This window comes from Pseudoalteromonas sp. 0802 (assembly GCF_013350085.1).
GTDB lineage: Bacteria > Pseudomonadota > Gammaproteobacteria > Enterobacterales > Alteromonadaceae > Pseudoalteromonas.
Map to the genome: position 1 here is coordinate 440078 of NZ_JABVXE010000002.1, position 18882 is coordinate 458959.

The 18882-nt window shown below is 41.5% G+C and carries 18 protein-coding genes; 8 read left to right on the top strand and 10 right to left on the bottom strand.

The genetic code is table 11. The features are described 5' to 3' along the window. Positions 1-34: 34 nt before the first annotated feature. Positions 35-1252: a type III PLP-dependent enzyme gene (locus HUS61_RS06795; protein ID WP_175081603.1), complete on the top strand. Its 1218-nt coding sequence runs from the start codon at positions 35-37 to the stop codon at positions 1250-1252. A 91-nt stretch (positions 1253-1343) separates the two neighbouring features. Here HUS61_RS06795 and HUS61_RS06800 read toward each other — a convergent pair whose 3' ends face one another. After that, positions 1344-2624, bottom strand: a complete 1281-nt coding sequence (locus HUS61_RS06800; RefSeq protein WP_063707629.1) for a flavohemoglobin expression-modulating QEGLA motif protein — start codon at positions 2622-2624, stop codon at positions 1344-1346. Between the two features lie 79 nt (positions 2625-2703). Then, on the bottom strand, positions 2704-3570 hold the full coding sequence (locus HUS61_RS06805; RefSeq protein WP_175081604.1) for a thioredoxin family protein: 867 nt from the start codon (positions 3568-3570) through the stop codon (positions 2704-2706). Between the two features lie 201 nt (positions 3571-3771). Here HUS61_RS06805 and HUS61_RS06810 point away from each other — a divergent pair, with 201 nt between their 5' ends. The 7 genes from HUS61_RS06810 to HUS61_RS06840 all read left to right on the top strand — a co-directional run bounded on the left by HUS61_RS06810 (position 3772) and on the right by HUS61_RS06840 (position 10201). Then, on the top strand, positions 3772-4032 hold the full coding sequence (locus tag HUS61_RS06810) for a DUF3081 domain-containing protein (protein WP_054554528.1): 261 nt from the start codon (positions 3772-3774) through the stop codon (positions 4030-4032). A gap of 7 nt (positions 4033-4039) precedes the next feature. After that, positions 4040-4339, top strand: a complete 300-nt coding sequence (locus tag HUS61_RS06815) for a hypothetical protein (protein WP_175081605.1) — start codon at positions 4040-4042, stop codon at positions 4337-4339. A 77-nt stretch (positions 4340-4416) separates the two neighbouring features. Next, complete coding sequence (locus HUS61_RS06820) at positions 4417-6012, top strand: AbgT family transporter (RefSeq protein ID WP_135926342.1); 1596 nt, start codon at positions 4417-4419, stop codon at positions 6010-6012. Between the two features lie 116 nt (positions 6013-6128). Then, complete coding sequence (locus HUS61_RS06825) at positions 6129-7094, top strand: Solitary outer membrane autotransporter beta-barrel domain (protein ID WP_175081606.1); 966 nt, start codon at positions 6129-6131, stop codon at positions 7092-7094. Positions 7095-7167: 73 nt separating this feature from the next. Next, positions 7168-8904, top strand: a complete 1737-nt coding sequence (locus HUS61_RS06830) for an amidohydrolase (protein WP_175081607.1) — start codon at positions 7168-7170, stop codon at positions 8902-8904. A gap of 19 nt (positions 8905-8923) precedes the next feature. Continuing rightward, positions 8924-9442 carry a protein tyrosine phosphatase family protein gene (locus HUS61_RS06835; protein ID WP_175081608.1) on the top strand — a complete coding sequence of 173 codons (519 nt, stop codon included), beginning with the start codon at positions 8924-8926 and terminating at the stop codon, positions 9440-9442. A 210-nt stretch (positions 9443-9652) separates the two neighbouring features. Then, positions 9653-10201, top strand: coding sequence for a hypothetical protein (locus HUS61_RS06840; RefSeq protein WP_058584112.1), 549 nt, complete (start codon positions 9653-9655; stop codon positions 10199-10201). Between the two features lie 41 nt (positions 10202-10242). Here HUS61_RS06840 and HUS61_RS06845 read toward each other — a convergent pair whose 3' ends face one another. The 8 genes from HUS61_RS06845 to HUS61_RS06880 form a co-directional block, all read right to left on the bottom strand. After that, positions 10243-12489, bottom strand: a complete 2247-nt coding sequence (locus tag HUS61_RS06845) for a carbohydrate binding family 9 domain-containing protein (protein ID WP_175081609.1) — start codon at positions 12487-12489, stop codon at positions 10243-10245. A gap of 209 nt (positions 12490-12698) precedes the next feature. Further along, positions 12699-14000: a DEAD/DEAH box helicase gene (locus HUS61_RS06850; protein WP_175081610.1), complete on the bottom strand. Its 1302-nt coding sequence runs from the start codon at positions 13998-14000 to the stop codon at positions 12699-12701. Between the two features lie 67 nt (positions 14001-14067). Then, positions 14068-14499, bottom strand: a complete 432-nt coding sequence (locus tag HUS61_RS06855) for an excinuclease ABC subunit A (protein WP_175081611.1) — start codon at positions 14497-14499, stop codon at positions 14068-14070. Next, the gene (locus HUS61_RS06860) at positions 14500-15330 is read right to left on the bottom strand and encodes a MipA/OmpV family protein (protein WP_175081612.1); all 831 of its coding nucleotides are present in this window, start codon (positions 15328-15330) and stop codon (positions 14500-14502) included. Beyond that, positions 15327-16553: a beta-ketoacyl-ACP synthase gene (locus HUS61_RS06865; protein WP_175081613.1), complete on the bottom strand. Its 1227-nt coding sequence runs from the start codon at positions 16551-16553 to the stop codon at positions 15327-15329. The genes HUS61_RS06860 and HUS61_RS06865 overlap by 4 nt, the downstream gene beginning before the upstream one ends. Continuing rightward, positions 16553-17278 (bottom strand): 3-oxoacyl-ACP reductase FabG, encoded by a 726-nt coding sequence (gene fabG, locus HUS61_RS06870; protein WP_054562409.1) that lies wholly within the window; start codon positions 17276-17278, stop codon positions 16553-16555. The genes HUS61_RS06865 and fabG overlap by 1 nt, the downstream gene beginning before the upstream one ends. Beyond that, positions 17275-17730, bottom strand: a complete 456-nt coding sequence (locus HUS61_RS06875) for a hotdog family protein (RefSeq protein ID WP_062565713.1) — start codon at positions 17728-17730, stop codon at positions 17275-17277. The genes fabG and HUS61_RS06875 overlap by 4 nt, the downstream gene beginning before the upstream one ends. Then, positions 17717-18880 carry a beta-ketoacyl-ACP synthase gene (locus HUS61_RS06880; RefSeq protein WP_175081614.1) on the bottom strand — a complete coding sequence of 388 codons (1164 nt, stop codon included), beginning with the start codon at positions 18878-18880 and terminating at the stop codon, positions 17717-17719. Before HUS61_RS06880 ends, HUS61_RS06875 begins: the two co-directional genes overlap by 14 nt. Positions 18881-18882: the final 2 nt, after the last annotated feature.

Genomic DNA, 18882 nt, shown 5'->3' on the forward strand with positions numbered 1-18882 from the left:
TTTCCGAGCAGTTGCTTAATTGCCGGAGAGTAAAATGGCTATTTCAACACTTACACAAGACTTAACAATCAAAGTACCTGCAGCGTCGGTTGCTGCAAACGAACCAGTAGCACAACCATCAAACCAATTTATTGAACAGCTCGTTGCACAACATGGTGCGCCATTAATGGTGCTTGATTGTGAATCAGTTCGTCATCAATACCGTGCATTAAGCCGTGCGTTACCAGGTGTTGTTTTACACTTTGCATTAAAGCCACTTCCTCATCCTGCGGTTGTTCGTACGCTTTTAGAAGAAGGTGCCAGCTTTGATTTAGCAACCAGCGGCGAAGTTGATTTAGTCGCCAGCCAAGGCGTACCAAGTGACCGTACGATTCACACGCACCCAATCAAACGTGATCGTGATATCCGTGATGCACTTGAATACGGTTGCAATGTGTTTGTGGTTGATAACATCAACGAACTAGAAAAGTTCATTGCATACAAAGACCAGGTTGAGTTACTTGTTCGCTTAAGTTTTCGTAATGCGGAAGCTTTCGCAGATTTATCGAAAAAATTTGGTTGCAGCCCAGCAATGGCCATTGAAATCATTAGCTATGCACAACAATTAGGTATTCGTATCAAAGGGTTGTCGTTCCATGTTGGTTCGCAAACAGCAAGTCCGGCTAAGTATGTCACTGCTATTGCTGCATGTAACCAAGTGATTAACGACGTAGCCACATTAGGATTACCTGCGCTTAGTACGCTTGATATTGGCGGTGGTTTCCCAGTGCCTTACAACAAAGATGTGCTGCCAATTGATGAATTTTGTGCGCCTATTAATGATGCCTTAGCACAGTTACCAGAGACAGTTCGCGTAATTGCTGAACCAGGTCGCTTTATTGTAGCCAGTGCTGTAACCAGTGTTGCATCAGTAATGGGTCAAGCAGTACGTGATGGCAAGCCTTGGTACTATTTAGATGATGGAATTTACGGCTCATTCAGTGGTTTATTGTTTGATGAAGCCTCGTACCCTATCGACTCGTTCAAACAATCAAACGAACGCGTAGAGTCAGTGTTAGCAGGCCCGACTTGCGATAGCATCGACGTAGTAAGTGAGTCAATTATGCTACCAAAATTAAACAATGGTGATTTAATCATCAGCCGTATGATGGGTGCTTACACATTAGCGACCGCAACAGATTTTAACTTCTTCAAACGTGCAGAAGTTATCGTACTGAATGATGTAGTGCAGGTTGACGCACTCACCGGTTAATCGTTTCCTCGACTAAAAGCATGTAAGGCAACATGCTTTAACTCTTAAAATGCAGCTGCTCATTCCAGCTGCATTTTTTTTATATATTTATTTAAATAAAGAGTGGTTTGTAATCGTTTTCTAATTGTTCAAACGACAAGTTTCCAATAAAACGTCCAAAGCTTAGCCAAGTTGCTAGGCCTCGTAAGTCTTTAAAGTGTGGTGGAATAAATTTAGGGTCTTCAATCACACCTAAATCATGTAATTGCGATATCAGTCTAAAATCATCAATTGAGATTTTACCTACCAATAACAAGTGCAATTGATCAATTCGACCTAACTGAATGGCAACTCGTATAAGGTTATACACCAACACGAAACCTTTGATATAAGCGATATCTTTTGTAAAAGGTAAGCCTGTTGCTGTACTGCCTCTAAACACCCGTTGAGTAAGTGTATAACTGTCGTCTTTACTCAAACCTTGCGCTACATAATCACGATAAATATCAACAAACTCCGCGCCATCAATAACCTTAGTAATACCTTGAATACGGTTCACTAATTTTGCTAAACGTCGTGGCGTCGACTTTAAAGTAATAATTTCGGTTAAGACAGCAAGGCCCTCTTGGGTCACTGTAGAGCTCGGTGTGCCTTTACTTAAACAAGTTAAATATGGCTGAGCAAGACCGTTTTGCGTGGTCCCGACATGGATCCAGCCTTCATGCACTTCAAGAATATCTAGCTCACGCTGAGAAAACTTAACATCTTGATTAAGTTTAATATTATTTGCACCTGCCGCGGCGTCACTAACAATACCGTCACTCAGAATAACCTCAACATCGATGCCCGGCATCGTTTGAGCCACTTGTGATGCTAAAATTTTAACCGCGTCTTCTGCATCTATGTTTTTTGGATCATCAGGTAAAATATCCGCATCAAGCATACTCTTTAGCGGCTGCTCAAGCATGGTTGCAAGCTCAGAAAGTGAAGGCTCTCCTGCATGGAATAAATCCTTGGGATGACCGAACAACTCAACAGACAAATCATGAAATTCAGGGGTACCACGATACTCAATCATGCTGAGTACTGTTTTATATTCAGTGCACATCTTGCTCATGTATTGGGCAATTGGGTTTAGCTGCCCTAACTGGCTGATGATATCGCGATTTAAATCAGAAAACGCGCGACGCAACTCGCTTGGTACAAAACCAAGATCACGCTGTTGGTAATAGGCTTGATCAACTGTTGGGTTCTTTTGGCATTTATGCTTAAAAAACTCTTCTTTGATTTGTTTATCCCAGTTGATCGCATCAAGAATACGAATGGGTGTTTGCAATGCGATTAATCGGTCAGATAACTCGCGTGTTTTTGCTAATAATGCCTTATCTATCATGCTCTAGGCTCACTGTGAAATGAGCCTTGAGCATAGGCTAAATTTGCATAATTACAAAGCAAAATTAAGCGATTTTGAGCTAAAATTTAGCGTGCTTAGAAACTAATTTTCCATCGTTGTAGATTAGTAAACTGGGTACTGAATTAATGCCATTTTCGATAAATAAATCATTACCATAATCGATTGAAACCGGCATGGTTACAGCGAATTTATCTACATATTCTTGCACTGCACTTTGGTCAGTCCACAACTGGCTCAATTTAACCTCGACATCAACTCCTTGCTCTGCCAGCGTATTTACGTGTTGCTGCGCTAGTACACACTGTTTTGCCATTGCAGGGCGCGTGTCGGCTAAGTACCAGTCGCACCAGGTTGCGGTGAACAGCACGGCTTTTTTACCTTTGTTCGGAATAACTAAAGGAGTCGCTTGGCCGTGCTTTTCGCCTAGTAAGCGCGCTTTATCAACTTTGCCATTGTGTGATAACAAACGTAACGTGTTATCAAGCGGTTTATCAGCTTCGTGGCCTTGAAAAATCACCTTTTCATCACTATCGATCAATACATGAAAGGGGGTGCCCATAAATTCATAATGTTTAGCAACTTGGGCTGTGTGATCAGTAAATAGTGGCATAGTGAGTGAAAAACGCTCTTTAACCTTAGCAACAGCGTGTGCGTCATCATTTAGGTCAATATTAATAGCCACAAATTGAATCTTATCGCCATATTGCTCATATGCATGCTGAAAATGTGGCATTTGCTCCATACATGGCTTGCACCAAGTCGCCCAAAACTTTAAGTAAACGGGTTTCTTGCCTAAGTAACTGTCAAGTTTAACTATTTGTCCTGCTTCATTTTCTAACACCAAAGGGGCTGTATTTGCTGATATGCTTTTGCTTACAAGCAACAAGCCTGTTAGTAGTATCAGGGTTATAAACTTATATTTCATTGTGCGTCCCTCAAATAAAATCTATCTTAAGTTTAAGGTAAGAGAAAATATTGTAAATTTTCGACATCTGCTATCTAAATGTGATTTTAGTGATTTATCGCAAAGTAAGGTTTTAAAAACACACAGCACGTTTAATACCTGCATAAAATAGCACTAAACTTTTTATAGATCTGAAACGTATTACTTCAAAAAGGAGTCATCATGAAAAATGAGCTAGACGGTAAATTAATTCTATCTGTGTATGAAAAAATCATTCAACACGGCGAAGATCATGAAGATGGAAAGCTTTATGAGGGTATTTGCGCTTTTTCGGATATCGATGGTTATACGGTATATCTAAAAGGCAGTGGTGTGTTACTGCGCTTTGGCTTTCATAATACCTATCACCTTGACTATCAACATGAAAAGAACAAAGAAGACTTTTTAAAGAAAGTGCTTTATATCGCAGAACAGGAACTGTAAAGAAGTAATGAAACGACGGGTGAAAGCTGAATCAAAGCAACAGCAGGCATTTATCAACCAAGTTATTAATGAACTAAAATCTAACCCAGGTAAGTTAGATATTATTCGCGAAAACCTTAGCTACTATCGCGAACAACAGTTCCTCAAGCGTGGCTTTTTGCTTGCTATTGAGCGCTTTGATTGGGTATTTGAAGCAACTAACGATGTAGAGCAAATCTGTGCGCAAATTTTAGCCGATGATTACATTGGTAAACGTTTGCGCCGCTACCCCTTGCTATATAAGGGCGTATTGGAACGTACCTATTAGATATCCCACCGCTAAAACATGATCTGTCCGGTAAAAAATGCTAGGTTAGCGCCATTTTGAAATAATGAGAACTGGACATGTCAAAAACTATAAACTCTCACAACACCCATGAGGGTGGTAATAATGGGTTGTTTAACCGATTTTTAGCCACTGTTGAATTTTTGGGTAATATGCTCCCCCACCCTATCACTTTATTTGCAATGTTCTGCGTTGCCATTATAGTTTTTAGCGGCATTGCCGATTGGTATGGTTTAAGTGCTATTGACCCACGCCCTGAAGGCGCTGCAGGTCGCGATCCTGATGGGGTTATTGAAGTTGTCAGCCTACTTAGCGCCGAAGGCCTTCAGCGCATCGTTACTGGCCTTGTTACGAACTTCACCAGTTTTGCACCACTTGGTACAGTACTGGTTGCTCTATTAGGTGTGAGTGTTGCAGAGCACTCTGGTTTACTCTCTGCTGCTATGCGCGGCATGGTAATGGGCGCATCAAAGCGTTTAGTTACTTTTATGGTGGTGTTTGCTGCGATTTTATCAAATACGGCATCAGAACTTGGCTACGTCGTACTAATCCCATTAGCAGCAATGATATTCCACAGTCTTGGTCGTCACCCTCTTGCCGGTCTTGCTGCGGCATTTGCCGGCGTTTCAGGTGGTTACAGTGCCAACTTATTACTCGGCACCATTGACCCGCTACTTGCAGGTATCACCACGCCAGCAGCACAAATGATTGATCCGAACTACCAAGTTGGCGCTGAAGCAAACTGGTATTTCATGATGATCTCAGTATTTTTAATTGCCATTTTAGGCACGTTCGTTACCGAGAAAATCGTTGAGCCACGCCTTGGCAAATACAACCCAGATGAAGCAAGCAATGATTTACCTAAAAATGACATTGCAGGGCTAACTGATAAAGAAAAGTCAGGTCTTAAGTGGGCGGGTGTGTCACTGTTAGTGGTTTCATTATTACTTGCTTGGACAATTGTTCCTGAAGATGGCATTTTGCGTAACCCAGAAACGGGCCTTGTTGCACATTCACCATTTTTAAAAGGCATTGTGGTCTTTATCTTTGTAACTTTTGGTATTCCAGGTTTTGTTTACGGCCGCGTTGTTGGCACCATGAAAAACGATAAAGATGTCATCGATGCCATGAGTAAAAGCATGAGCTCGATGGGTATGTACATTGTGCTGGTTTTCTTTGCTGCACAGTTCGTTGCCTTCTTTAAATGGACCAACCTAGGCACAATTTTAGCCATTAACGGTGCAGCTCTTTTGCAAGCATTAAACCTAACTGGCCCAGAAGTATTTGTGCTCTTCATTTTAATGTGTGCATTAGTAAACTTAAGCTTGGGCTCTTCATCTGCACAATGGGCTGTAACGGCACCTATCTTCGTGCCAATGTTAATGCTCATCGGCTATGCGCCAGAGACTATTCAAGCGGCGTACCGAATTGGTGACTCGGTTACTAACCTTATCACCCCAATGATGAGTTACTTTGGCTTGATACTGGCTGTTGCAACTAAGTATAAGAAAGACATGGGTATTGGTACATTGGTTGCGACCATGCTTCCATACAGCATGATCTTCTTTGTTGGTTGGGTTGCGTTATTCTACTTATGGGTATTTGTTCTGGGCTTCCCAGTTGGCCCTGAATCACCGATTTATTATCAGCCTTAACCTTTTTCTTAAAGATGTAAAAAAGCCAAGCTAATGCTTGGCTTTTTTGTACCTGAGATTGTTGAAAGCTAACTTTACGACTATTATTAAGACATTAATTTTTATTGTTATTTTATATGAAAAAGCTATTTAAGCTGTGGTTTCTATTGCACGCATTAAGTGTATTTAATTTATATGCCAATCCAACAAAGCAACTTGAAACTGCATTTGCAACGTCGTTGGTTTTAACGGATGGGGACAGTATTACCTTAGGTATGGGTGATTTTGACCCACAAACACTGTTTGACCCACAACATAGCAGTAAAGATGAAGACAGTATCGCGCTTAGAAAAAAACTCAGACTCTACAGTATTCCTTATACTTGGCAGCTTGATGAGCCTATTTATCAACACAAACTAAGTTTGACCAGCAGGGTAAGCTATTTGAATCAATCAGATTTCATTTCGCTATTTGATAATGTGGCTGACGACTATATTTCAGAAACCGTATATAACGGCATGATCGGTTTTAATGCCGAAAAAGCACTTGGCTCTAAATGGTCATATCAATTTGGCTTTAATACTCACTACTTACATTACAACAATGACTATGAGTATAACTCTCCTGAGTCTAGACGTAATTTTAAGCCTTTAGCTGAAAATCTTTACACCAACCTCAATAGTAATGCACTGGTGTTAAACCCTAATGCGACCATGATCTATCGCTTACCTAGGCATTGGGGCTATTACGAGTACAAGCTTAATTTTAATTATTACTATGGCTGGGCACTCTCTCACCCTGATGGGATAAATAATGCAACACCCGAAACATGGCGCACACTCAATGGTATCAAAGCTAAATTTAACATGTTCAAAATCGGGCTTTTTGAGCAAGCTTTTTACATCAAAGGCCAGCGTATCGATTTAGGCGGCGATAGTCGCGCAGCGTTTGGGACCGATCACTTTTATGAATACGGTATCGGCTTTTTATGGGAAAGTAGAAAGTGGACGTCATGGTTTGACAACTTTGGAGTGGGTATCAACATTCACAACGGTAGCAGCCTCGATGGCGCTGCTATTGTCTTGTACTTTAACGAAATTTAATACTATTTTTTAAAGACAGAAATTTTAAACATACTATATTCTTAGACATAGTTAAAATTCATGGAAGATTTATATGAAACATCACCTCGCAATCGCTTGTTCATTACTTGCCTTAACGGCTTGCGATAACCCCCCTGAACAAACAGCTAAAACGCTACCACTGAAAGTGAGTGCAGCAGATACCATTTATTATGGTGGCGATATTCTTACAATGGCTGGCGATGAACCCGAGTATGCGCAGGCTATTGCTACCCAAGGTGACAAAATAATCTTTGTGGGTGATAAAACTAAAGCCCTTGAGCATAAGTTTGGCAAAACAAAGCTGATTGATTTGCAAGGTAAAACCTTAATGCCAGGCTTTGTTGATGGCCATAGCCATGTCTATGGTGTTGGTTTGCAAGCCATGGTAGCCAATGTATTACCTAGCCCAGATGGAGATGCCAATAGTGTTGAGCAAATCGTTAATATTCTTACCGCCGCACAAAAAAACCCTGACTACACCACATTTATTGAAAAAACGGGTGCTATTTTAGGCTTTGGTTACGATGATGCTGAGCTTGATAGATACCCAACTAAAATGGACTTAGACCGCGTTAGCACCGAAAAGCCAGTGATCATCATTCATACTTCGGGGCACTTAAGTGTTGCAAACAGTAAAGCTTTAGCCATGGCCGGCATCGATGAAAACACAGAAAACCCAAAAGGCGGACTAATTCGTCGTATGGCAAACTCACAAGAACCTAATGGGGTGCTCGAAGAAAACGCGCATTTTGGTTTATTGTTTAAACTCATGCAGTCCTTTGATCCAGACTTACAAGATTTAATGCTGCAAGAAGGACAAAAGCTCTATACAAAATACGGCTACACTACAGCGCAAGAGGGCCGAGCAACTCAAGAAGCCTATGATTCAATGGTAAGGGCATCAAAAGCGGATAAATTCGTGATTGATGTGGTTGCCTATGCCGATATGGCCACCAGCAGCAGTTTTATGGACTCAACCTATAACAGTAAAAACTACACGAATCATTTTCGCATTGGGGGTGTAAAACTTAACTTTGATGGCTCACCACAAGGGAAAACCGCTTGGTTATCTCACCCATACTTAAAAGCACCTGAAGGCCAAGAACAAGGCTATGCAGGCTACCCTACTTTTAATGATGAACAAGCCTATCAGTATATTGAAACTGCCTTTGCCAATGACTGGCAAGTGATGACTCATGCAAATGGTGATGCCGCTATTGAGCAGTTCTTAAATGCCGTTGAAAATGCAAATAACAAGCTTGGTAAAAAAGACCGCCGCCCTGTGCTCATTCATGGTCAAACTATTCGTCAAGATCAGGTAAACCGTCTTAAAGAATTAGGCATATTTCCATCGCTCTTCCCAATGCATACCTTTTATTGGGGCGACTGGCATGTAAATTCGGTACTTGGTCACCCCCGTGCAGATTTTATTTCACCCACCCATGCGGTTCGCAAACAAGGATTAATGTTTAGCACCCATCATGATGCGCCTGTAGCTCTGCCAAACGCACTGCGCGTATTAGATGCAACGGTTAACCGTACGACCCGTACAGATCAAGTATTAGGCCCAGATCAACGTGTTTCTGTGTATACTGCACTGCAAGCAATGACGACATGGCCGGCTTATCAACACTTTGAAGAAAGCTCAAAAGGGCAATTAAAACAAGGGATGCAAGCAGATTTAATTATCCTTGATAACAATCCGTTGAAAATAAAGCCTGCAGAGCTACATAATTTACAAGTGCTAGAAACCATTAGCCGCGGTGAAACCGTCTACAGCAAAAACTAAACACTTTTCAAGGAGTAACATGAGTAAGTTTATACAATTAGCCTGTGCTGCGCTGCTGTCATTTTCAGCATTAGCAGCACAAACAGCTGCTACAAAACTGGATATTTTGAATCTTAAGGCCCAATCTGAGCATGTGCTAACTTCTGGGCAGCCAAGTCAAACTGATTTTGCGAAATTAAAACAACTTGGTGTTGAGAACATTATCAACCTTCGTGGTGATAACGAAACGAATTGGTCTGAGCAAGAGTTAGTCACTGAGCTTGGTATGAACTATTACCATATTCCTGTGCAATCTAAAGCTGATATTACCATTGAAAATGCTACGAAACTTCAGGCTTTGCTCAATGAGCACCAACAGCAAACCACCTTACTGCACTGTGCTAGCAGCAACCGTGTCGGCGCTCTTGTTGCGCTATACAATGCCATAACCTTGAAAAAGCCAGTTGATGAAGCTGTTGAGATTGGTAAGCAATGGGGCTTAAAAAGCCTTGAAGGCGTGGTAAGAAGTAAAGTAAACGAAGAAGTTGGTCAGCTATAAGCTGACCAATTTTGCTCTGCACATCATCACTATTAAGCAATTCAGCTGTCACCTTCGCTACATAAAGTTACATTTGTAATCACTGAAACATTTCATTAAAAACAGCAAGTTAAGTATAATTTATGTGTATTTAAATAATACATGTAATATGCATTCTGTGCGAATTTAGCCCAGCACAGTTTTGCTAAATAATTTGGGGCAAGGAAAATAATGTCAATAATAAAAACAACTTCAGTTTTATTTGTAACTTTATTAGCAACTGGCTGTGCCAATAAAGTACATACTTACTCAACTTCAACTGAAAACACGATGAAACTTAGAAGTGTTTCAAAATCAGGATTAAAATCAAAAGTAGGTGATTTTACAGACTCAGAAAGAGAAGAAAGTAAGGTAATGTGCAGGTTAGCCACACCTATAGGGACACCTGAAGGGAAAACATTCGCAACTTACATACGAGATTCAATACTCTCTGAGATGGTAGTTGCAGATTTATATGATGAAGCATCTGTAAGTACAATCACCGCCAATTTGAATGACATCTACGGAAGCACAGTGATTGGTAATGCCTACTGGGAATTTGATATGTCACTAAGATCTTCAAACGGAAATGGGTTTGACATCAAATCACGATATGATTACGAATCAAGTTACACAGCTGCATCAGCTTGCTCAGAGATGCAGCGTTCATTTGTACCAGCAGTTCAAAAGTTAAACTCTGAAATATTTGCACACCCTGACTTTAATAAACTTCTTAATTAAATACTTATATTTAGAGGCAACTAATGTTGCCTCATTAAAGATTAAAGCTGCCATGCATAGCTTAGCTTAGTGAAGAAGGTACGCTGATCACGCTCAAGATTCTTCAACGAATCATCTTGGTAGCCTTTATCAGAATAACCTAAATAAAACAGTGTCTGTGAGTTAATCTTGTACGAGTACACTAGCTGACTACCATAATCGCGGTTAGTTTGGCTTACATCAAATCGATAAGCTTCGTTGTTCCGATCGACATCTTCAAACTGCAAAACGAGTTTCAGCATTGAGCGCATATTAAATTTATAATAAACGCGTAGATCCGTTAAGTTTGCAGTATAAACACGTTCATTTTGCTCGTTATCTAAATAGCTGTAGCTGTGCTCTAATTGAACCTGCCAATGATCGTTAATATCCCACGTCATCTCAGGCTCAATGCGAACCATAGTACCTAGAGCTGCATTACTGTAATCAATTTTACTGCCATATTGAGCATACAATAAAAAGCTAATGTCACGAATGGGTCTAAAACCGCCGTAGATATAACCTATGTTTTGATTAAAAAACTCGCCAGCATAAAACTCATTACGATGGATAAAGCCAATTTCTGTTTGTGATTGCATCTTACCTTTAAAGGTAAAAAAGCCATCATATTCTTCTTCGAGTAGGTCGCCATTTTGCGCCCATGTTTTATCCCACTCAACATTGTAGCTGTACTCTGTGATTGCATCATCAGCATCACGATACCAAGTTTGTCCGCCACCTAATTCTACTTGCTCGTAATCAACTTTAGCTTGGTAACCTAAGTCTGAGCGGTATTCTTTACCTATATTTTCGTAGCTAGCATAGACTTCGTAATCGCGCTTAGTTCTTGTAAATTCAATGGCATAAGCTTGATCAGATTGGTCTTTATCAACGCCATAATAATCAACTAAAAAATCGGGATTTGTAGTATCTGTGGTTGCTACTTGATACTGCAAACTATCTGATTGATTAAACCAGTAGCTGCCATCTAAAGATAATACCGTATTATGATAATCATCATTTTCGCGGTGGGTGCTCATCACACCAATTGTGCCTTTTTGGCCAATATCAAACTGATAACGCCCCGCTACTGCTTGCGTTTTATCTGCCAGATTAGCAAAGCCCGAACCTTGATTCGTCGGAAGTAAGACACTGGTATTCTGATCGTCTGCGTACATAAAACCATAGCTGTGCGCGCCGGTTTTACCCGTTAATTTTAAACCCACGTCAGGTTCAGCAATCATTCGCGTATATAAAAGCTCTAGTTGGCTGGTATTAAAGTAAGAGGCGCCATCTAAAAAGAATGGACGCTTTTCAGCATAATAAATTGAGTAAGTAGTATTTACATCAAGTTCAAGTGAATCTGCCTCGACCTGCGAAAAGTCAGGATTAATGGTGGCATTAATAACCGCATCTTGCGTCACCCCCCAACGTAAGTCCAAGCCCGCTTCAGTATCAATATCGCCATTTTGCCAATCACCCGGCACTGTGTCTTTGGTATCATGGCGAAGCGCAGTTAAGGTTGGCGTAAGCTGAATATTTTGGCTTTCTGTCATGTTGGCAAAGCCTGTGAGTTTATCAAACTGGCAAAAGCTACACTTCACATCTCGGTCAAAACCAACGTTCGACATTTGATAATACACATCACGCGGATAATTTCGCCATACTGCAAAACTCCAAGTTAACTGGGCTTGATCCTTTGGAAAGCGAAGTGCAGTGAATGGAATACGCATTTCAACCACATAACCGTCGTCAGTAATTTGCCCGGCACTGTCCCAAATGGCATCCCATGATGGGTCTTCCGCCCAATCATCAATATCGGTCATGCGCATATCGCCTTGCGCACCCAGTGGGTTTACATAAAACTCATAGCCAGTTCGCTCATCATTGAAGGTATCAATCATCAGGGCAACATTGTCGTCTTGCCAGAGTGTATCGCGGTCTCGAAGGGCGGCACGAATTTGCGAAGGGTCATTATCTTTTGCAATAAAACCAACATACAAGTATTTACCATCTTCATACATGTAAGCATCGGTTTGCACGAGAGGCGTACCTTTTTCAGTTGGTTCATTTTGATATTTTAGTGGCACTTTTGTAGCGTATTGCCAGTGCGACTCATCCATCACACCATCAACGCTAATAGACTCTTTAATATGGGCAAGGGAGAACTCTGCTTTATCAAATGCATTGGCAGAAAAAGGCACACTAGCAACACTAAGTAAAAAAGTAGGGGCGATTATTTTATTTATTATTCTTTTTAAGTACTGCATAAACATCCATTTAGACACTGACGCGCTAGAAACGCTACTTGACTGATTTCAAAGCGATTGTAATTCAGTAAGGTACATTTGTTAATCTAATTTTCAGCTTTATGTCATAAAATTTAACAAAATACTCCATTTGTACTAATAAAAGAGCCAAAAAAGCCCCATTGCCAAACAGCAATGGGGCTTTTTCATACGTTTGTTATCGAAATCTATTACTTTTTAAGGCTTAATTTATTGCCTTTCAAAGATTTGCGAACATTTGCGATTCGTGAACGGTTCTTTGCACGCGCTTCACCCGTTGCCTGACCCGAAGCCTTATTTGAACGGCTACGACGTAAATGCGACGGCTTTTTACTAATTTTATCAATCAGTACTTCACGGCTGCTTACTTCGTAACCTGGTAAAACAACACGCTTGATGCGCTGTCCGATTAGCTTTTCGATATCGAATAAAGTGTTTTCTTCTTCACGGCTCACAAACGAAATTGCTTGACCCGGCTTACCAGCACGACCTGTACGGCCGATACGATGCACGTAGTCTTCTGCAAGCCAAGGTAGATCGATGTTGATCACACGTGGCAACCCTTCAATATCAATACCACGAGCAGCTACTTCGGTTGCGACTAGTACGCGAACTTTACCTTCTTTAAACTCGCGTAAAGCGCGGCGGCGGTTACCTTGGGTTTTATCACCATGACAAACAACAGCAGGAATCCCGTCAAGATTAAGCTCTTTTACAAGCTCATCAGCGGTTTCTTTCATGTTTACGAAAACAAGTACCTGCTGCCAGTTTTTCTTACCAATCAATTCAGATAAAAGCTCTTGCTTACGGCGCTCTTCAACTGGATAAACAACATGTTGCACTGTTTCTGCAGTACTGTTTGTTTGATCTACACGAATGATTTCAGACTGCTTTAGTACTTTACTCGCAAATTGTTTAATTGCCGCCGGGAAAGTGGCAGAGAACAATAAGATTTGACGCGCTTCATCACAACCATTAATAACAGTTTGCATATCGTTGATAAAGCCCATGTCTAGCATACGGTCAGCTTCATCAAGCACTAAATGCTTAACATTAGCTAGGCTGATGTTACCTAAACGTAGATGATCAAGTAAGCGCCCTGGCGTTGCAACCACGATGTCGACACCTGCTTTCAAATCGTTAGCTTGACCCGCTAGATTAATACCACCAAACAAGCACACTGTTTTGAGTTCGGTGTATTTTGCAAACGCTTTAAAATTATTAGCAATTTGCTCAGCTAATTCGCGGGTAGGTGCAAGCACTAAAGCACTTGGTGCATTATTTTCACTAACCGCTGATTCTGATAATTTTTGGATAAGTGGTAAAGCAAATGCAGCGGTTTTACCCGTGCCTGTTTGCGCACTAACAAGTACGTCTTTGCCTTTTCTTACCGCAGGAATTGCACTACGTTGAACGGGAGTAAGCGTTTCGAAATTAAGCTCTTCTAATGCCTGTAAAAGCTCAGAAGAAAAACTAAATGATTTAAAATTCATGCTGTATAACCTGCGGCCATCATATCAAGGGTCGCAAATTATACAGAAAAAAAATGACTTTAGTTAGTTATAACTTAACTAAAGTGCCTTTTAATGCCACGCCAGCAACAAATGTGCCCGCACCACATTGATATTCGGTTTGGCTAACGAACTCACGTTTTTTGTAGTACGACTGAATATTTACAACTGCATTCATGCCTTCACGAACAGCACGCTCTTGTAATGCTTTTAAAGCACTAAGCATTACCCACTCACACGCTTCTCGGTCAGTTTTATTAAATGCGTTGGTTTTCTTGTTGGTGATCACTTCACCATAATTGGTTTTAATGCTGTTATGACTTTGATCAGCAAAATACAGTGGAATATCTAACAGCGCTTGTTTAGCTTTGCTAGTTTCAAGTAGTGCTTGTACAGGTAGCGTTTGTATATCATCACGTGCAAAACTGTTTGCTGAAAACAAACAAGCTGCTAAAACACATGCAAGGGTCAATAACTTCATTTAAAAATTCCTTCTATAAAATTTCCATGCAACACCAAAACCAACCGAAACATTATAATCTTGCTTCACAAGTGGGCTTGCATCTTGTTGACTGTTAGCAAGGTGATGATATTTAACAAAACCACCTAACCAATACTTTGGTGTGTCAAAATGTACCCCAATTGATACATCAGCGCCAGAAAAACCTGAACGACTTGAGTATGCTTGGCGAGTTTCATTGCTATGTAAGTCACTCACCCCATAGTAATAATCAAGGTATTTATCGCTAGCAAAGTTGATATTGCCACGAAATGCTAAAGAAAATTGTGAATCCGCCTTTTCGATGATCGGCACTCGATAATACACACTTGGCCCATAACGCCAGCCAATATCATCAATACCAGAGAAATCTGTCGCAATGGCTTTGCGTGCAAACAGGCTTAAATACAAATGCTGTTTAGCGTTTGGTTCACCTATTAGGTAGTAATTAAGTGAAGGCCCTAATTCAAACACCCAATCTAGATCATCCATACCTTCTCGGGCTTTGTTGTCTTCACTGTCAACTGCAAGACCTACGTTGGCAGATAAATCTAAATGGAGATTTTCTTGTTGCCACAAAAAGCCAGTGAAGTTATTACGGTCGATGGCCATTTTATCGCTTTGATAACGAAAATAAGGCACAGGCAATAGGTATTGCTCACTTTCATCTGAACCTAAATAATGCGGGATATCTGCATAAAAAAGGCCTGCACCGAACTCCATTTTTGCAGTGCCCTTTTCTACACTGTCTTCTGCAGCATAAGCATTTAAAGCTAGAATAAATAAAAGACTTATGATGCAGCGCTTGATCATGCTTGCCACTTTTTAAAAATTAACGAGGTATTGATGCCACCAAACGCAAAGTTATTACTCATAATGTAATCTGTTTGCATTTCACGGCCATTGCCCTTGATATAATCTAAATCAGCACACTCAGGATCGACATCCGTTAAATTGATAGTAGGTGCAAACCAACCATCATTCATCATATTGATACTTGCCCATGCCTCAATGGCGCCACACGCTCCTAAGGTATGACCTAAATAACTCTTTAATGAGCTAATAGGTTTCTTGCCAAGGGCATTGAAAGTCGCCTGAGACTCCGCAATATCACCCCGATCTGTTGACGTACCATGAGCATTCACATAGCCAATTTGGTCGGCAGTAAGCTGTGCATCATTAAGGGCCATTTCGATAGCCACTTGCATAGTTTCTGCGGTAGGTTGCGTCACATGTTGACCATCTGAGTTACAACCAAAACCGACCAGCTCCGCATAAATGGTCGCGCCACGGGCTAGGGCATGCTCATACTCTTCTAAAATGAGTGTACCTGCACCTTCACCAATAACCAGACCATCACGATTTTGATCAAATGGTCGTGGCGTGCTTTTGGCAGCATCATTTTTTGTGCTGGTCGCGTATAAGGTGTCAAATACCGCAGCTTCTGTAATGCATAACTCTTCTGCGCCACCAGCCACCATGGCTTTTTGGCGACCATACTTAATCGCTTCGTAAGCATAACCAATACCTTGCGAGCCTGATGTGCACGCAGAGCTGGTAGTGATCACCCGACCTTTTAAGCCAAAAAAGACACCCACATTCACAGGCGCTGTATGCGCCATCATCTGGATGTAACTGGTGGCCGTTACGCCTGTCATTTCGCCGGTTTCCATCATTTTTGCAAAGGCAAGTAATGGTGGCGTTGACCCCGTTGATGAGCCAAAAGCAATCCCTGTAGAGCCGTCGGTTAGACTTGAGTGCTCTAATAGCCCAGCTTCTTCTAAAGCAAGCTCTGTAGTACGGGTCGACATCATAGCAACACGCCCCATTGAGCGAACTTGTTTACGCTTATAGTGGCTTGGTTTAGTAAAATGAGTAACAGGTGCTGCTAGTCGAGTGTTTAATTCTGGCGCCACATCCCAGTCAGTCATGTACTGAACGGCATTTTCACCTTTTTGCAAAGCGGTTTTAAATTCACCCCAGGTATCACCTAATGCAGTAATGGCAGACATGCCTGTAACAACAACGCGCTTCATTACACCATACCGCCATTCACAGAAATAACTTGGCGGGTGATATACGCGGCGTCATCTGAACATAAAAACGACACAGTACCCGCGACTTCACTAACCGACCCCATACGTTTTAATGGGATCATTTTTAGCATTTCATCAACCGGTAAATCGTCTGTCATTTCGGTTTCGATTAACCCTGGAGCTACGCAGTTAACGGTGATCTTACGTTTTGCAAGCTCAAGCGAAAGCGCTTTGGTCGCACCAATAATGCCCGCTTTAGCGGCACTGTAGTTAACTTGTCCGCGATTACCGGCAATCCCTGACACTGACGCCATAGTGACAATACGGCCACCTTTACGACCTTGCACCATTGGCATCACCGTTGGATGAACCACATTGTAAAAACCGTCAAGGCCAGTACGGATCACTTTATCCCAATCATCACCTTGCATCGCAGGGAACGCCATATCATTCGTGATACCTGCATTACAGATCACCCCATAATACGCACCGTGCTCGGCAATATCAGCTTCAATTTGTTGTTTTGCAAGCTCTCTATCGCAAACATCAAATTGCAATAAGCTAGCATGACGACCAAGCGCACTGATTTCTTCACAGGTTTGCTCTGCTTCAGCCACACCACTGCGACAATGAACAGCAATATCAAAGCCATCGTTAGCTAATCTAAGTGCGATTGCTTTGCCAATACCACGGCTTGAGCCGGTGACTAAAATACGTTTTGTCATTGATTTTCTCTTATAAACTGCATTGGGTCTTGTGGTTGAAACACATTAATTTTTGCTTCTGCTAAGCATGTTTCATCGCTATGTATTTGACACTCAAATACACTTAACCCTGATTCTTCTTGATATAATTTTGTCACCGAGACTTTAAGCGTTTGCTCGTTTTTAAATACCGGTGCATAGGTTTTATATTTGCGCGTACCAATTAAAAAACCGATTTGTACTTCATTTCCTTTGTCTTTTGCCAGCGCACCAGCATACGCTGCGATAGTTTGCGCCATATATTCACAGCCAATATAACTGGCAACGCCATTTAAGCTCTCGTCATAAAACGGGCTGTGTGAACTTATATCCACTTCACAACAACCTGACTCTTCGCTGTAATTGGATAGGCGATTGAGCAATATCATTGGTTCGCTATGAGGGACTACTTGCTCAATTTTATAGTGATTCATTTAGATGTCCTAGTACTACACTGACATTATTGCCACCAAAGGCAAACGAATTTGATAAACAAGTGTTAATTTCTGCCGTTTCTGGTTGTGTTATTAAACCAATTTCAGCCAATGATTCGTCTTTTATAACCTGATTGCATACTAATTGATTAAACTCTGGGTAAGCCAAATAGAGCCAACATAATCCAGCTTCTAAAGCTCCTGCAGCGCCTAAAGTGTGGCCGGTCAAATGTTTAGAAGAACTGACCTTGGTATCTTTGCCAAATACCTCACTGATTGCCAGAGATTCCATCGCATCATTTTGCGGTGTGGCTGTTCCATGAGCATTAATGTAGTCGATATCTGAAGGCGTTAAATTCGCGTCTTGCAACGCCGTTGTCATAGCAGCAATTGCGCCAGAACCATCTGCAATCGGGGCTGAAATATGGTGGGCGTCGGAGCTTTCACCACCACCTAAAAAGGCAATACTTTGTTTTGTATGCTGCTCTTTACTCATAACAAATAACGCTGCGGCTTCACCTATATTGATGCCAGCTCTGTCGCCACTAAACGGCTTACAAATTTTATCGCTAATAGAAGATAACGAATCAAAGCCATTGATAGTGAGTTGGCACAAGCTATCTACCCCACCACAAATTACCACATCGGCTAAATCGGCACTGAGTAAGGCGCGCGCACTAATAAGCGCCTTGGCACTTGAACTACACGCAGTTGAAATGCTGTAACTTGGCCCCTTCGCAGCGAGTTTTTTGGCAATATAATTGGCGGGTGCGACGAGCGCTTGGTCGTAATAATCAAACTCCTCTGGCCACTTTCCCTTAGCTGCATGGGCAATTCGGCCTCTTTCACCTTCTTGAATTGCAGCAGTACTAGTACCAATCACCACAGCAATACGGCTGCTCGGAATGTCTATGTTTGCTAATGTGTCAGCAATTTGCGCCAGCGCTAAATCGATTAGCTGATAAAATCGCATTGATGCTGTTAATGGCAGTTCATTAACCAACCCCACAAAAGTTGGGCGCTGCTCAAATGCAAGCGACGTCACCTCTGTGAGTGTTTGTTTAGGTTGTAAGCTGATACTTTGCATTGTTTGTTGATGACCAACCCCCAATGCACTAACAATACCTAAGTCGTTAAGCCAAAATGGCATAA

What these genes read in the sequence shown, in the direction of transcription:
- HUS61_RS06795 (WP_175081603.1), top strand. Translation starts at nt 35, where the DNA reads ATGGCTATTTCAACACTTACACAAGACTTAACAATCAAAGTACCTGCA.
- HUS61_RS06800 (WP_063707629.1), bottom strand. Translation starts at nt 2,624, where the DNA reads ATGATAGATAAGGCATTATTAGCAAAAACACGCGAGTTATCTGACCGA.
- HUS61_RS06805 (WP_175081604.1), bottom strand. Translation starts at nt 3,570, where the DNA reads ATGAAATATAAGTTTATAACCCTGATACTACTAACAGGCTTGTTGCTT.
- HUS61_RS06810 (WP_054554528.1), top strand. Translation starts at nt 3,772, where the DNA reads ATGAAAAATGAGCTAGACGGTAAATTAATTCTATCTGTGTATGAAAAA.
- HUS61_RS06815 (WP_175081605.1), top strand. Translation starts at nt 4,040, where the DNA reads ATGAAACGACGGGTGAAAGCTGAATCAAAGCAACAGCAGGCATTTATC.
- HUS61_RS06820 (WP_135926342.1), top strand. Translation starts at nt 4,417, where the DNA reads ATGTCAAAAACTATAAACTCTCACAACACCCATGAGGGTGGTAATAAT.
- HUS61_RS06825 (WP_175081606.1), top strand. Translation starts at nt 6,129, where the DNA reads ATGAAAAAGCTATTTAAGCTGTGGTTTCTATTGCACGCATTAAGTGTA.
- HUS61_RS06830 (WP_175081607.1), top strand. Translation starts at nt 7,168, where the DNA reads ATGAAACATCACCTCGCAATCGCTTGTTCATTACTTGCCTTAACGGCT.
- HUS61_RS06835 (WP_175081608.1), top strand. Translation starts at nt 8,924, where the DNA reads ATGAGTAAGTTTATACAATTAGCCTGTGCTGCGCTGCTGTCATTTTCA.
- HUS61_RS06840 (WP_058584112.1), top strand. Translation starts at nt 9,653, where the DNA reads ATGTCAATAATAAAAACAACTTCAGTTTTATTTGTAACTTTATTAGCA.
- HUS61_RS06845 (WP_175081609.1), bottom strand. Translation starts at nt 12,489, where the DNA reads ATGCAGTACTTAAAAAGAATAATAAATAAAATAATCGCCCCTACTTTT.
- HUS61_RS06850 (WP_175081610.1), bottom strand. Translation starts at nt 14,000, where the DNA reads ATGAATTTTAAATCATTTAGTTTTTCTTCTGAGCTTTTACAGGCATTA.
- HUS61_RS06855 (WP_175081611.1), bottom strand. Translation starts at nt 14,499, where the DNA reads ATGAAGTTATTGACCCTTGCATGTGTTTTAGCAGCTTGTTTGTTTTCA.
- HUS61_RS06860 (WP_175081612.1), bottom strand. Translation starts at nt 15,330, where the DNA reads ATGATCAAGCGCTGCATCATAAGTCTTTTATTTATTCTAGCTTTAAAT.
- HUS61_RS06865 (WP_175081613.1), bottom strand. Translation starts at nt 16,553, where the DNA reads ATGAAGCGCGTTGTTGTTACAGGCATGTCTGCCATTACTGCATTAGGT.
- fabG (WP_054562409.1), bottom strand. Translation starts at nt 17,278, where the DNA reads ATGACAAAACGTATTTTAGTCACCGGCTCAAGCCGTGGTATTGGCAAA.
- HUS61_RS06875 (WP_062565713.1), bottom strand. Translation starts at nt 17,730, where the DNA reads ATGAATCACTATAAAATTGAGCAAGTAGTCCCTCATAGCGAACCAATG.
- HUS61_RS06880 (WP_175081614.1), bottom strand. Translation starts at nt 18,880, where the DNA reads ATGCCATTTTGGCTTAACGACTTAGGTATTGTTAGTGCATTGGGGGTT.